Below are 13,508 nucleotides of genomic sequence, written 5' to 3'. Positions count from 1 at the left end.
CAGCTCGCCATCATGTTCGCAGACCGCTTCCCAATGGCCTAACAAAACACGTCAGGCACAAAATTCCGCACAGTCTCGATCGAACAGATCTGGAGCAGGAAAACCAGTGCTGGCCCATGAGCCGATCTGAATTCGGTCATCAGATTTGGACCTGATCCGCGGATCACCATACCGGCCGGCGGCTTCCGACAGATCGCACTCGATCACACGAAAATGGCTCAGAAACTTCTTGCATTACGAGCGGCAACCACAGAAGAGTCAGCGGTTAGACGCACCGCGCACAAAGGCAGGACACATGTCCGCAACCTGCTTCGAACCACTATACTCAAGAAATTCCTTGCAAAACAGGAGCCGTCCACAAATGACACCACCATCATGCGAAACATTCCCGTTCGCCATTCCGAACGGGAAAATCGAATGCGTTTGATGGAATCCTTTCACCTACCGCAAGAACCTGTGGTGCAGGTTTTGCGATAGGTTGGGAATGGCCGCGAATGTTAGTCGCGCGCCAGTATCTGACGCAGCACGCGTTGGAGTGCGCCTTTGGGAGCATCCAGGAGCGTGTCGCTTCGCCAAGCCACATGATGGTCAGGGCGCACAAGAAGACAGCCGGTGTCGGTGATCTCCCTGGCGCGCGCCCAGTCTCCGCTGTGATCCATAAAGGGCTGACGCGGGCCGATGACGTGACAGGTGATCTCGAACCCCATCTCTTCGGATAGCTCTGTTGCCGCCGCGCACCAGGCCTCGCCGCCCAGTCCGGTCAAGACGGTGAACTTGCCATGGCCGCAGAGATCGAGAGAGGAGACTTCTTCCCCGTCTTTGGCGTAAAGCCATGTGTGGGGCAGGCGTGCGCCGGGCCATGTGGTCGGCTGGTAATGCAGCTCGGCGTCCAGTTCGAAATCGGGTTCCACCTGACCGTCGGGAACCACCGCGTCAGACCGGTAACGCTGGTTCATCTCGACCCCGTGGGCGTCGAATTCATATTTCTTGAAGGCGATGGCCTTGCGGATCGCCTCGCGCTGTTTCTCTGCCGCCGAGGTGCCATCACAACGCGCCTCAAGGTTTTTCTGCATCTGTACCGGATCGACCCCTTCGCTCATGCCGAGCGCGTCAAAGATCGGACCGGTCTCGCCGATCGACTTGTTGGCACGGGTGACGATCTGTTTCGCCACCGGCGCGCGTTCTGTGGTGTAGCTGTCGAGCAGCTCCGCGCCCGCTTGCCCCTTGAGCACCATGGCAAGTTTCCACGCAAGGTTGAAACTGTCCTGAATGGACGTGTTCGATCCCAGCCCGTTCGAGGGCGGATGGCGGTGGATCGCGTCGCCCATGCAAAACACGCGACCCTTGGACAGTTCGGTGGCGTAATAGTTGTTCACGGTCCAGGTGTTGGCGCTAAGTAGCTCGATCTTCAACTCTGGGTCACCGATCAGCTGACGCGCGACGCCGGTGGCCAGCTCTTCTGTCACTTCGGGTTCCGGCCCGTTGATGTCATAGCCCCAGACGATCAGCCATTCATTCCAAGGCCGCACCATGCGTACCAGCCCCATGCCGATGCCGCCGACATCCGCGCCTGGCTGCATCACCCAATAGAGAACGGAGGGGCGGTGGGCGACGTATTTCGACAGATCGGCCTTGAACAGGATATTCATCGACCCGCCCACACCCATCTGCCCATCGAAGGGCAGGCCAAGCTGTTCGGCGACAAGTGATTTCGCGCCATCGGCGCCCACGAGATATTTCGAGCGGATGGTGAATTCCTTGCCCGACAGGCGGTCGAGACAAGTGGTGGTCACGCCCTCTGCGTCCTGTTCGTGGCTGAGATACTGGGTCGACATTTTCGCCTGTGTGCCGCGCTGACAGGCGGTTTTGAACAGGATCGGCTCCATGAATGTCTGCGGCAGGTCATTCATCATCGAGGGTGAGGACATCTTGTGCTCTGCCGCCGAGAGCGGATGGTTGCCCCAGGCCTTCATCCGGCCGATTTCCTCGCCCGCGAGGCTTTCGCAAAAGATATTTTCACCCATCAGGTCTTTGTGCGTGGCATGCAGATAGGCCTCATCCTCGACCTCTCGGCCAAGATCGCGCAGGACCTCCATTGTGCGTTGGTTGGTGATATGAGCGCGCGGCGTGTTGGCGAGCCAGCGGTAGCGGTTCACCACCATGTTCTCGATGCCGTAGCTGGACAAAAGTGCAGCCGTGGCAGATCCGGCGGGGCCGGTGCCAATGATGAGAACATCCGTTTCGTAATCGGACATATGCGTCTCCTCCCTAAGTGACGTCTGTGCGGTTTATGGCCGTGCGGTCCTCCTTTATGACGGGCCGGGCTCCTCAACCCGGGACCTGTCGGACGATCCGCTCCGTTAGATGCGACAATAAGGTCGAGATTTTTTTGTGGCTTTTAAAGTGCTCCTGAATAATATCTCCTTTTGTTATGAAGATAGACAGTGAACATCTCGAAATCCTTGCCATGATCGTCGAAAAAGGCGGTCTGACCGAAGGCGCAGAGGCGATGGGAAAATCCCAACCCTCTGTTTCCCGGACCATCTCCAATTTTGAAAAGCGTCTGGGCATGCCCCTGTTCGAGCCGGGCCGCCGTCCGCTGACGCCGACGGAATTCGGGCGCACGCTCGCGGAAATCGGGCTCAGAATGCATAACCTGAATCGCGAAGCGAGCGTACTGGTCGACAATTTCAAGAAAGGTCATGCCGGTCATCTGCGCATCGGCGGCACGCCTTTGTTCATGGATGGGGTGATCACCACCATGCTTGCCGAGTTTCAGGATCAGATCGGCGGGGCGCAGTTCGAACAGAACTATGGCTATTTCGACAGTCTCGTGAGCAAACTCCGGAACAAGACGCTGGATATGGCAATCCTGCCGATGCAGGTGCGGCACACGCCGATTGATCTCGATTTCCAGCCACTTCTCGAAGGACGCAATGTCATCGCCTGCCGCAAAGGCCATCCTTTGACCCGGCGTGGACCGATCACTTTGGCAGAGATCGACGCCTATTCTTGGGTCGCACCGCCCGCTGACAGCCCGCTGTTTCGCGATCTCAAACGCGCGATCCTGTCGATCGGCAGCGAGAATTTCCAATTCACCTTTTCCGGCGGCACTTTGGCTTCGATTTCAAGCTTTCTGGCGCGGTCGAACTGTCTGACGGTGCTGCCCTATTCGGTGGTCTATCTGATGCAGGATCAGGGCAATATCGTCTCCCTGCCGATTAAGGTCGAACATCCTGATCGTGCGCTTGGTGTGCTGACACGCAAGGGTGAGCAACTCACGCCGGTGGGTAAGTCCCTAATCAAATTTCTGAAAACCGAATGCGAACATCTCGAACGGCGGATGGAGCGGGAAAACCAACTCTCGAAACGCCGCCCTTAATGAGAGCTATTCGCTGGGCGCAGGAGGCAACTCGGGCAGAGGACGGGCGGCCAGTTCCTCGGCATCCTCGCCATCGCTCCCTGCCATGCAGAGCAGTCGCGCGATGATCTGAACTTTACTGTCCGAGGGGAGCTCACCTCCCGTCACGGCAAGGCTCGCACCGATGATGGTGTGGGTGGTGAGGCGCCAGATCATGGCAGGGTCGCTTTCGCGAAACCGTCCGGCGGCCACGGCGTTTTTAAGGTCCCGGATCGCAAAGGGGCCGATGGTGCGATACATCGCATCGGCGATCACCTCGGCGCGGTGCAGCATCTGTTCCCAACGCGGATCGGTCGTCGCAGTGTCGAGCACGGTGCGGATGCCAAAGGCATAGACCTGTGCCGGATCATCAAAGGTGTCGGTGACCATTTCGATCCGTCTCCCCAGCTCATGCATCAGGCTCTCAAGCACGGCGATGGCCAGTTCATCCTTTGATTTGAAATAGTTGTAGACCGTTCCTGCGCCCACGTCTGCATGCTCCGCGATCTCAAGCATGGTCGCCGCATCGACACCTTTTTCGGCCATGATATCGCGCGCAGCGGCAATCAGAGCTGTGCGATTACGCCTTTGGCGGCGTGCCACGCGGCCTTCAGGCTTGGGGTCGGCTTTGTTGTCAATCATCGGATGCTCCATGTGCATTCATAGGCGAATCATATTCATTTTTCCCGCATTCTCAACGGCGACTGCAATATCTGTCGCGGCTGACTGATGGCCTGTCTCGGGGAAATGGGCGGGAAACTCTTTTCCTCTCAATCCTTTAGGGGAAAGCAAAATGACGAAAACTCAAAGTTGACGAAGCTTCACTTTTGCGCCACGCTAAAGACACAGGCCGGATACGCTTCAAAAAGGATGAGGTGCCCGGCGGATAAAAATCGCATTTCGGCATGACATGCCACGGCGGAGGACCGCCACCGGAGGATTTCAGGGAGGAAATCATGACTGCATCGACCCAACAGGTCGGTTTTCAGACCGATGTCGCTATCGTAGGCGCGGGGCCCGTGGGCACGCTTCTGGCCATTTTGCTCGGCCAAAAGGGCAAAAAGGTCACGTTGATCGAACGCTGGACCACGCATTATCCGTTGCCGCGTGCCGTCACCTTTGACCATGAGATCGCCCGCATCCTCGCCACGCTGGGGATCAATGCAGAAAGCGATGACGCGATCTCCTATCACGACGAGCTTTATTATTGGAAAAACCGCGACGGCGAAAACATCCAGATCGTCGATTGGCAAAGCCAGTCGGCCTCGGGTTGGAGAGTGCGCTATTGGTTCAATCAGCCGGAGCTGGAAAAGCGTCTGTTGGCGATTGCGGCGGACTTGCCGACGGTGACCATTCTGCGCGGTTGGAGCGGCGAGGCGCTGGAACAGGACGCCGATGGCGTGACCCTGACCCTGCGCCGCACCCCGGAAGAGGTTGGCTCCAATGGCGAAACCCGGATGATCCGCGCCAAATTCGTTGCGGGCACAGACGGCGCGAACAGTTTCGTGCGCGACGCTCTGGAGATCGAAAATGAGGACAAGGGCTATTTTTTCGATTGGCTGATCCTCGATATGATCCCGCAATTCGATTACGTCGCGGCCCACCCGAACCAGCCAGCGCAATGGCAGCTTTGCGATCCGAAACGCCCGACCACCGTGGTGCCGGGCGGGCCGGGACCGGTGGTCGGCGGTCCGGTTCGGCGGCGCTGGGAGTTCATGGTTCTGCCGCATGAGTGCGCGGAAGATCTGCAAAAGCCGGAAGAGGCTTGGAAGCTCATGGAGCCTTGGGGGCTGACGCCGGAGAACTCCGAACTGGAGCGCGCCGCCGTGTATCGGTTTCAAGCCCGTTGGGCGAAAGAATGGAACAAGGGGCGCTGTCTGATCGGGGGCGATGCCGCCCATCTTATGCCGCCCTTCGCGGGGGAGGGTATGTGTGCCGGGGTGCGCGATGCGCTGGCAATGGCCTGGCGTCTCAACGGCATTCTGGAGGGCAAATTCCCGATGGAGGTGCTCGACAGTTACAGTTCCGAGCGTATGGAGCACGCCAAACATTACATCGACTTCAGCCAGATGCTGGGCCAGATCATTTGTATCAATGACGAGGCAGAAGCCGCGGCGCGCGATGCGCAGATGAAGGCGGAGCTTGAGGCGCGGGACAACACGCCGGTGCCGACCGACATCTGTCAGTTGGGGCAGGGGATCTGGGACCAAAACAGTGCCCATGCCGGGGAATTGTCGGTGCAGGGCGTTGTGGAAAGCGCGGGCTACCGCGACCGGTTTGATCAGGTCGTGGGGCAGGGCTGGGTGCTGATCGGCTATGAAAGCGATCCGGCCGCAGCACTGAGTGCGGTTCAGGCGAAACAACTCGCAGGTCTTGACGGCATGACCGTTACGCTGGTGCCGGAGGGCGCGGGAACGAATGTGGTTGATGCGGAAGGCACGTTCAAAACATGGCTCGATGCTATCGACGCGCGCTATATTCTGATCCGCCCGGATTTCTATGTGGCTCTGGTTGCGAAGACGCCCGGAGAGTTGCGTGAGAAATTCAGCAAAATCATGACTTTGCTGAAAGTTGATGCGCCGGAAAAGCTTGCAGCTGAATAAGGTATGACCGCGCTTTTCCGCTTTGGAAGGGCGCGGATTACGCCAAAATCAACTTAACTTCAGGTTATGTAATCTTTTGCGTATGTGATCCATTGCCCCGATTTTCCGATTATCGTCCGTGAGAGAGTGCCATGCCGTCTGGAGGAGAGGGCATGGACATAGGAGAAAAAATGACACAGCACACACCGCAGCATTCGGCGGCCTTTACCTGCATCCTCAACCCAGCACGGATTGTCTTTGGCGCGGGAAAACGTGGCGACGTGGCAGCCGAACTTGATCGCTTGGGTGTGACCCGCGCGCTTGTTCTCTCTACGTCATTTCAGAAAGCGGATGCCGACGCTCTGGCCGAAACACTGGGCGACAAGGCGGCGGGTGTGTTCGCGAATGCCACCATGCATACGCCGGTCGAGGTTACCGAAACCGCCATGTCAGCCTATGTGGCGGCGGGCGCCGACGGGGTCATTGCACTTGGCGGCGGCTCGACCATCGGGCTGGGCAAGGCCATCGCCTATCGCAACGACTGCCCGCAGCTTGTGGTGGCGACGACCTACGCAGGGTCCGAAGTCACACCTATTCTCGGCCAGACCGAAAACGGGGTGAAAACCACGGTGCGCGCGGCGTCGATCCTGCCGGAAACGGTGATTTACGATCCAGAACTGACACTTGGCTTGCCGGTCGGCATGTCGGTCACCTCGGGGCTCAATGCCATGGCTCATGCGGTTGAGGGCGTTTATGCGCAGGACCGCAATCCTATCGCGTCGATGATGGCGATTGAGGGCGTGCGGGCGCTGCGTGATGCGCTGCCGGTGATTGCCAAAACGCCCGCGGATGCGGTGGCGCGGGGCGATGCGCTTTATGGCGCGTGGCTTTGTGGCACGGTGCTGGGGGCCGTCGGCATGGCATTGCATCACAAGCTTTGTCACGTCTTGGGTGGATCTTTCGATTTGCCCCATGCGGAGACCCATTCGGTCATGCTGCCCCATACGGCGGCTTATAATGCCGGGGCCGCGAAAGAGGCCCTGCAACCGCTCGCCGATCTGTTCGGCGGCGATCTGGGTGTGGGGCTTTGGCAGTTTGCCAAGGATCTCGGCGCGCCCATGTCCCTGCGCGATCTCGGTCTGGAGGAGACCGATCTCGACCGTGCAGCGGATATCGCGGTGAAGAACCCTTATTGGAATCCGCGCCCGGTGGAGCGGGACGCGACCCGTGCCCTTTTGGGGCGTGCCTGGGAGGGGGCGCCGCCCGAAAGCGGGACATAACAAAAAGATAAGAAAAGCATAAACCTTAGGGAGGAGACTCATGCTTTCACGACGCACATTTCTGAAAACCGGGGCGGCCACGGCGGCCAGCGCGCTGGCGATGCCGGCACTGGCCAAAAGCGGCCCCGTCAAGATCGGCTATGTCAGCCCGCAAACCGGGCCCTTGAGCGGCTTTGCCGCCGCCGACGCCTATGTTGTCGAGAGCTTCATCAAGACCGCCAAAGCACAGGGCGTGGATGTTGAGGTGATCGTCAAGGACAGCCAGTCGAACCCGAACCGTGCCGCCGAGGTCGCCCGTGAGCTGATCGTGCGCGACGAGGTGAACCTGATCTGCGTGGCCTCGACGCCCGAGACGACGAACCCGGTCTGTACCATCGCCGAAGCCGAGGAAGTGCCGGTGATCTCCTCTGTGGCGCCTTGGCAGCCATGGTTCATCGGCCAGCAGGGCAACCCCGCCGACCCGGCCAGCTGGCAGGAATTCGAATACGTCCACCATTTCTTCTGGGGTCTTGAGGACAATGTGAAAGTCTTCATGAACATGTGGGACATGATCGACAGCAACAAATCCGTCGGCGCGCTTTGGCCGAATGACGGCGATGGCAATGCCTGGGCCTCGGATCAAGGCATGCTGCCGGCGCTTGCGGGTGCGGGGTACAGCCTGACCGACACCGGGCGCTATCAAAACCTGACGGATGACTTTTCCGCCCAGATCAACGCCTTCAAACAGGCCGATGTTCAGATCATGACCGGCATTCCGATCCCGCCGGATTTCACCACCTTCTGGACCCAGTCGAAACAACAGGGCTTCAACCCGAAAATGGTGTCGGTGGCCAAGGCGCTCCTCTTCCCGGAAAGCGTCGCGGCCTTGGGCGAGTTGGGGCATAATCTGACCTGCGAGGTCTGGTGGTCACCGATGCACCCGTTCACTTCGTCCCTCACGGGCCAGAGCTGTGCCGATCTGGCGGGCGAGTTCGAGGATTACGCGGGCCGCACCTGGACCCAGCCGCTCGGCTTCGTTCACGGCCTTTTTGAAGTGGCGATGGATGCGATCAAACGCGCTGACGATCCGACCGATGGCGACGAGATGGCGGAGCTGATTGGCGCGACCAATCTCGACAGTGTCGTGGGTAAGATCCAGTGGGGCCGGGACAATGTGCCGCCCTTCGCGCAGGCCAATGTGTCGAAGACCCCGCTCGTGGGCGGTCAGTGGCGGATGCAGGACGACGGCAGTTTCGATCTGGTGATCGTGGAGAACGGGCTTGCCCCCGAGATTGCGCTGACCGGCTCGCTCGAAATGCTGAACTGAGCCCCCTGAACCGAGACTGGAACCGGCTGGCTGCCTCGGTCGCCAGCCCTCCCAAAAGAGGCAAAACATGTCCCTTCTCACACTCGACAAGGTGTCGAAATCCTTTGGTGCGCTCAAAGTCACCGATGCGGTCTCTTTCGAGGTCGTGCCGGGCGAGGCCTTGGGCATCATCGGGCCGAATGGCGCGGGAAAATCCACGCTGTTCAATCTGATCACCGGCAATATCGCGCCCGATGAGGGGCGTGTCCTCTTTGACGGGGTGGACGTGACGCGCAAGCCGCCGATGAGCCGGGTGGCGGCCGGGATCGGGCGGTCTTTCCAGATTCCGCAACCCTTTACCCATCTGAGCGTGTTCGAAAACCTGCTGGTGGCGGCCAATTTCGGTGGCGGGCATCACGGTCACCATGCGGCGGAATTCTGCATGGATATTCTCGACCGCACCGGGCTTGCCACTGTGGCGGATGCCACCTCCGGCGGGCTGTCTTTGTTGCAGCGCAAGCGCCTTGAACTGGCGCGCGCCATGGCGACCTCGCCCAAGCTCATTCTGCTCGACGAGATAGCGGGCGGGCTGACCGAGGCGGAATGCGGCGCGCTGATCGACACGATCAAATCCATTCACGCAGAGGGCACGGCGATCATCTGGATCGAACATGTGCTCCATGCGCTCACCTCCGTGGTCGAACGGCTCATGGTGCTGAACTTTGGCAAGATGCTGATGATCGGCGAACCGGATGCGGTCATGGCCTCGCCCGAGGTCAAGGAAATCTATCTGGGGATCGAAGTATGACGGACGCTGTCCTTTCCATCCGAAATCTCACCGCCTTCTATGGCGATTTTCAGGCGCTGTTCGGCGTCGATCTGACGCTCCAACGCGGGCAGGCGCTGGCGATCATCGGGGCCAATGGAGCCGGGAAATCGACGCTGATGCGGGCGATCACCGGCATTCTGTCTAGCCCCGCCGAGGCGATACAATTGAACGGTCGCCCCATCGGCGCGCTTTCGGCGCCTGAGGTGTTGGAGGCGGGTATTTCCATGGTGCCCGAGGGTCGGCGGCTGTTTCCTTCGCTCACGGTCGAAGAAAACATCCTCATTGGCGCGCACAGTCGGACCGGCAATGGCTATTGGACGCTGGAGGCGATCTACGATCTTTTTCCGATCCTGAAAGAGTGCCGCCACAATCCGGGCACAGCCCTGTCGGGCGGTCAGCAGCAGATGGTCGCCATCGGGCGCGCCCTGATGTCGAACCCGGATGTGCTTTTGTGCGATGAGATTTCGCTGGGCCTCGCTCCGGTGATCATCCGCGACATCTATGCCTCCTTCCCGCGCATCCGCGAAAGCGGGGCCTCGGTCATCGTGGTCGAACAGGACATCGGGCAGGCGCTCAAGGTCGCAGATCACGTCTGTTGCATGATGGAAGGTCGGATCACACTCAGCGGTGCGCCCGGAGAGCTGTCGCGCGATGCGATCCATGACGCCTATTTCGGAGTAAGCGCATGATCTGGGTCGATACCATTGTTCAGGGCATCCTTTTGGGCGGGCTTTATGCGCTGTTTGCTGCGGGGTTGAGCCTTGTCTTCGGGATCATGCGGCTGGTGAATCTGGCGCATGGCGATCTCATCGTTCTGGCGGCATTTCTCATTCTGACGGTCGTGAACCTTCTGGGACTGAATCCTTTCGTGGCGACTCTGATCGCTGCTCCGGTGATGTTCGCCGTCGGCTGGCTGTTGCAAAGCTATGTGCTCAACCGGGTGCTGGGCGACGACATCCTGCCGCCGCTTCTTGTCACCTTCGGGTTGTCTGTGGTGATCCAGAACGGTCTCCTCGAAGGCTTCTCGGCTGACAGCCAGAAGCTGTCCGCAGGTCCCATCGAGGCCGCCTCCCTGCCGCTTGGGCCGATCACCGTGGGCGTCATGCCGCTTTTGACGCTGATCTCAGCCGTGGTGGTGATCTTTGCCCTGAACCAATTGTTTTACCGCACCAAACTGGGCCAGGCCTTTCGCGCCACCTCCGACGATGCGGTGACGGCGGGGCTCATGGGCATTCGTCCGCGCAATGTCTTCGCCATCGCCACCGGTATCGCGATGGTCGTGGCCACCATCGCAGCGCTTTATCTTGGTATTCGCGCCAATTTCGATCCCTCTATCGGCCCCGCACGCCTGATCTATGCCTTCGAGGCGGTGATCATTGGCGGTCTCGGTTCGCTCTGGGGCACGCTTGCGGGCGGCATCCTGATCGGGGTGGCGCAGGCTTTGGGCGCCGCCGTCAATCCCGAATGGCAGATCCTTGCGGGCCATATCGCCTTTGTGATCGTCCTTTTGATCCGTCCCCGCGGGCTGTTCCCGCGCGCCAATGACTGAGGGCTTATGATGACCAATTCTTCCAAATCCACCCTCTCGCGCGGGATCACGGCGCTGGTCTTTCTGGCGCTGGTCTTCGTGCCGGTGATCGGATCGCGCGCCATGGTGCAGGACCTGTTCATGGTACTCACCCTTCTGGTGCTGGCGCTCAACTGGAATATGCTGGCGGGTTTTGCGGGGCTGGTGTCCGTCGGCCAACAGGCCTTTGTCGGCATCGGCGCCTATGCCATGTTCGGCGGCGTGATCCTTTGGGGCTGGGACCCTTTGCCCGCGATCCTTCTGGGTGGGGTGGCGGCGATGTTCCTGTCCCTGCCGATTGCCTTTTTCACCTTCCGCCTCAACGGGGCCTATTTCGCCATCGGTACTTGGGTGTCGGCCGAAATCGTTCGGCTTTCCGTCGCCCAGTGGAAAGCGCTCGGCGGCGGCACCGGCACCTCTTTGCCCAAAGGCACCACCAAGGACATGTTCGGCGTGCCGCAGATCAAGGATCTGCTGGGGGTCTCGTCTTCGGCGGCGGCGGATGCGCTGACCTATTGGCTGGCGCTCTGCCTCGCCGTAGTGACGCTTCTCGCTGGCTATGTGTTCCTGCGCTCGCGTATGGGGCTCGGGCTGCAGGCTATCCGCGACAATGTCGAGGCGGCGCGCTCGGTGGGGGTCGATCCCTTGCGGCTCAAAGCGCTGGTCTTTGTCCTGTCTGCCTTCGGCACAGGGCTTTGCGGCGCACTTCTCTTTATCCAGATCACGCGGGTCAGCCCGGATGCGGCGTTCTCTGTCGTGGACTGGACCGCCTTCGTCATCTTCATCACCGTCATCGGCGGCATCGGCACCTTGCCCGGCCCTGTCGTGGGGGTGCTCGTTTTCTACATCCTGCAACGCGTGCTCGCCGATTATGGCACGGTCTACCTCATCGTGCTGGGCCTCATCGGCATCGTCATCATGCTCTTCGCGCGCAAGGGGCTTTGGGGGATGTTCACCGAAAAGACGGGGATCGAACTTCTGCCGCTGCGGCACAAATCGCTTCAGCGCTCCGAGCGCTGATATTCATGTAACAGAAAGGGGAAGCCCATGACCGATTATTTCACCGAGGAAGGCTCTGTCGAGGCCGTCAATGCCCGCATGGGTGCGGATATCGATCCGCGTCTGAAAATCGTGATGGGGGCGCTTGTCAAACACCTGCATGCCTTCGCCAAGGAGGTCGAGCTGACCCAGAAAGAATGGGACTTCGGCATCGACTTTCTGACCCAAACCGGCCAGATCTGTAGCCCGGAACGGCAGGAGTTCATCCTCTTGTCCGACGTGCTGGGCTTTTCCATGCTGGTTGATGCGATCAACAACCGTCGCCCCGCCGGTGCGACCGAAAACACCGTCTTCGGTCCGTTCCACGTCGCGGATGCGCCGATCCGTCAGATGGGGGACACCATCTCCCTTGATGGCAAGGGCGACAGTTGCCTCTTTATCGGTAAGGTCATCGACATTCACGGCGAGCCGATCGAAGGCGCCTGCGTGGACGTGTGGTCGGACAATGCCGAAGGTTTCTACGATGTGCAGCAGCCCGACATCCAGCCAAAGTTCAACAACCGTGGCCGGTTCATCACCCGCTCGGACGGGGCCTATAGTTTTGTCGGCATCAAACCGGTGAGCTACCCGATCCCCGATGACGGTCCGGTGGGCAAAATGCTGGGCCAGCTCGGGCGGCATCCCTACCGTCCGGCGCATATGCATTTCATGGTGACGGCGCTCGGCTTCAAGACCATCGTCACGCATACCTTTGTCGGCGATGACAGCTATCTGAACGACGACAGCGTGTTCGGCGTCAAGGAAACGCTGGTCGCGCCCTTCGAGCATGTCAAAGGCGAGACGGAATGGCGCTCGCCTTTCGATTTCGTCATGGTTTCCGAATAACGCGTGAGGAGGTCTTATGCCTTTGCTTTCAATAGCAATTGAGCACGACGTGTGGCAGGCACGGGGGCAGGATTTGATGTCTGCTCTGCCTGCCATGCGGGCTATGCTGTGCGAGAAACTCGACGTCGGGCAGGAGTTTAGCCACCTGTCTGTCAATCCAGTCTTTTGTCCAAAGGATCAGACGCTTGTCAGCGCGGATCTGCGGGTCTTGGGAAAAGAGGGACGTGGCGCTGACCTGCTTAATGAGGTGGCGGGTGAGTTGCAGGCGATGATTTCATCTGCCTGCAAGCACCATGCCAGCGTCCGCATCACAACAATGGACCCGGCCAAATATTTCACACGTCGTTGAAAGGGTGTGCCTGACGGAACTTTTGTTTTGGCAGGCGGTTCGCCACCTTGAAATGTGAACGCCCCTTCGCCTTTCTGACACTGCAAGATTAAGTCCGATGTCATCCGTCCGTTTGTCAGGGCCTAGGGGCGCGATGCTTCGTGTTCGGTGGATGCGAAGTTTGCAGAAATTCGCCGCCGTCCACGCTTTCATCTACAACCGACATTGCCAAGTTGTTGTTCGCAGTAAGGGCTGATTTGGTTTTGGTTCTTCAGGCCGTCATTTCGAGGGCATAGTCGTTCCATAGCCTGAAGGCATCTGCCCGGGCGTGGCAATAGGAGGTTGCGGAGAGA

The 13,508-nt window shown here is 59.6% G+C and carries 12 protein-coding genes and 1 pseudogene; 10 read left to right on the top strand and 3 right to left on the bottom strand.

What is annotated here, in order from left to right; all coding sequences use genetic code 11:
• Positions 1–497: 497 nt before the first annotated feature.
• Positions 498–2,255: an FAD-dependent oxidoreductase gene (locus tag ACN0X0_RS21865; RefSeq protein ID WP_417280966.1), complete on the bottom strand. Its 1,758-nt coding sequence runs from the start codon at positions 2,253–2,255 to the stop codon at positions 498–500.
• A 176-nt stretch (positions 2,256–2,431) separates the two neighbouring features.
• Between ACN0X0_RS21865 and ACN0X0_RS21860 the strand changes: the two genes are divergently transcribed.
• Positions 2,432–3,382 carry a LysR family transcriptional regulator gene (locus ACN0X0_RS21860; protein ID WP_417280965.1) on the top strand — a complete coding sequence of 317 codons (951 nt, stop codon included), beginning with the start codon at positions 2,432–2,434 and terminating at the stop codon, positions 3,380–3,382.
• A gap of 6 nt (positions 3,383–3,388) precedes the next feature.
• On the opposite strand, the gene ACN0X0_RS21855 is transcribed toward ACN0X0_RS21860, so the two are convergent.
• Positions 3,389–4,042, bottom strand: a complete 654-nt coding sequence (locus tag ACN0X0_RS21855) for a TetR/AcrR family transcriptional regulator (RefSeq protein ID WP_417280964.1) — start codon at positions 4,040–4,042, stop codon at positions 3,389–3,391.
• A 314-nt stretch (positions 4,043–4,356) separates the two neighbouring features.
• On the opposite strand from ACN0X0_RS21855, the gene ACN0X0_RS21850 reads away from it, so the two are divergent.
• The 9 genes from ACN0X0_RS21850 to ACN0X0_RS21810 all read left to right on the top strand — a co-directional run bounded on the left by ACN0X0_RS21850 (position 4,357) and on the right by ACN0X0_RS21810 (position 13,176).
• Positions 4,357–6,003 carry a bifunctional 3-(3-hydroxy-phenyl)propionate/3-hydroxycinnamic acid hydroxylase gene (locus ACN0X0_RS21850; RefSeq protein ID WP_417280963.1) on the top strand — a complete coding sequence of 549 codons (1,647 nt, stop codon included), beginning with the start codon at positions 4,357–4,359 and terminating at the stop codon, positions 6,001–6,003.
• Between the two features lie 170 nt (positions 6,004–6,173).
• Positions 6,174–7,262 (top strand): maleylacetate reductase, encoded by a 1,089-nt coding sequence (locus tag ACN0X0_RS21845; protein WP_417280962.1) that lies wholly within the window; start codon positions 6,174–6,176, stop codon positions 7,260–7,262.
• Between the two features lie 40 nt (positions 7,263–7,302).
• Positions 7,303–8,568: an ABC transporter substrate-binding protein gene (locus ACN0X0_RS21840; protein WP_417280961.1), complete on the top strand. Its 1,266-nt coding sequence runs from the start codon at positions 7,303–7,305 to the stop codon at positions 8,566–8,568.
• A 67-nt stretch (positions 8,569–8,635) separates the two neighbouring features.
• The gene (locus ACN0X0_RS21835) at positions 8,636–9,355 is read left to right on the top strand and encodes an ABC transporter ATP-binding protein (protein ID WP_417280960.1); all 720 of its coding nucleotides are present in this window, start codon (positions 8,636–8,638) and stop codon (positions 9,353–9,355) included.
• Positions 9,352–10,065: an ABC transporter ATP-binding protein gene (locus ACN0X0_RS21830; protein WP_219787291.1), complete on the top strand. Its 714-nt coding sequence runs from the start codon at positions 9,352–9,354 to the stop codon at positions 10,063–10,065. Before ACN0X0_RS21835 ends, ACN0X0_RS21830 begins: the two co-directional genes overlap by 4 nt.
• Positions 10,062–10,925 carry a branched-chain amino acid ABC transporter permease gene (locus ACN0X0_RS21825; RefSeq protein WP_417280959.1) on the top strand — a complete coding sequence of 288 codons (864 nt, stop codon included), beginning with the start codon at positions 10,062–10,064 and terminating at the stop codon, positions 10,923–10,925. The genes ACN0X0_RS21830 and ACN0X0_RS21825 overlap by 4 nt, the downstream gene beginning before the upstream one ends.
• Before the next feature lie 9 nt (positions 10,926–10,934).
• Positions 10,935–11,963, top strand: coding sequence for a branched-chain amino acid ABC transporter permease (locus ACN0X0_RS21820; RefSeq protein WP_417280958.1), 1,029 nt, complete (start codon positions 10,935–10,937; stop codon positions 11,961–11,963).
• A gap of 27 nt (positions 11,964–11,990) precedes the next feature.
• Complete coding sequence (locus ACN0X0_RS21815; RefSeq protein WP_417280957.1) at positions 11,991–12,827, top strand: dioxygenase; 837 nt, start codon at positions 11,991–11,993, stop codon at positions 12,825–12,827.
• A 16-nt stretch (positions 12,828–12,843) separates the two neighbouring features.
• The gene (locus tag ACN0X0_RS21810) at positions 12,844–13,176 is read left to right on the top strand and encodes a hypothetical protein (RefSeq protein ID WP_417280956.1); all 333 of its coding nucleotides are present in this window, start codon (positions 12,844–12,846) and stop codon (positions 13,174–13,176) included.
• A gap of 250 nt (positions 13,177–13,426) precedes the next feature.
• Here ACN0X0_RS21810 and ACN0X0_RS21805 read toward each other — a convergent pair.
• A pseudogene (locus ACN0X0_RS21805) lies at positions 13,427–13,508 on the bottom strand (IS6 family transposase); the annotation flags it as partial.

Origin of the sequence: Celeribacter sp. (assembly GCF_048270365.1) — a bacterium.
In the GTDB taxonomy this organism is placed as follows: domain Bacteria; phylum Pseudomonadota; class Alphaproteobacteria; order Rhodobacterales; family Rhodobacteraceae; genus Celeribacter.
The sequence above is the reverse complement of the archived record's forward strand: the minus strand, read 5'-3'. Positions and strand labels throughout refer to the sequence as shown.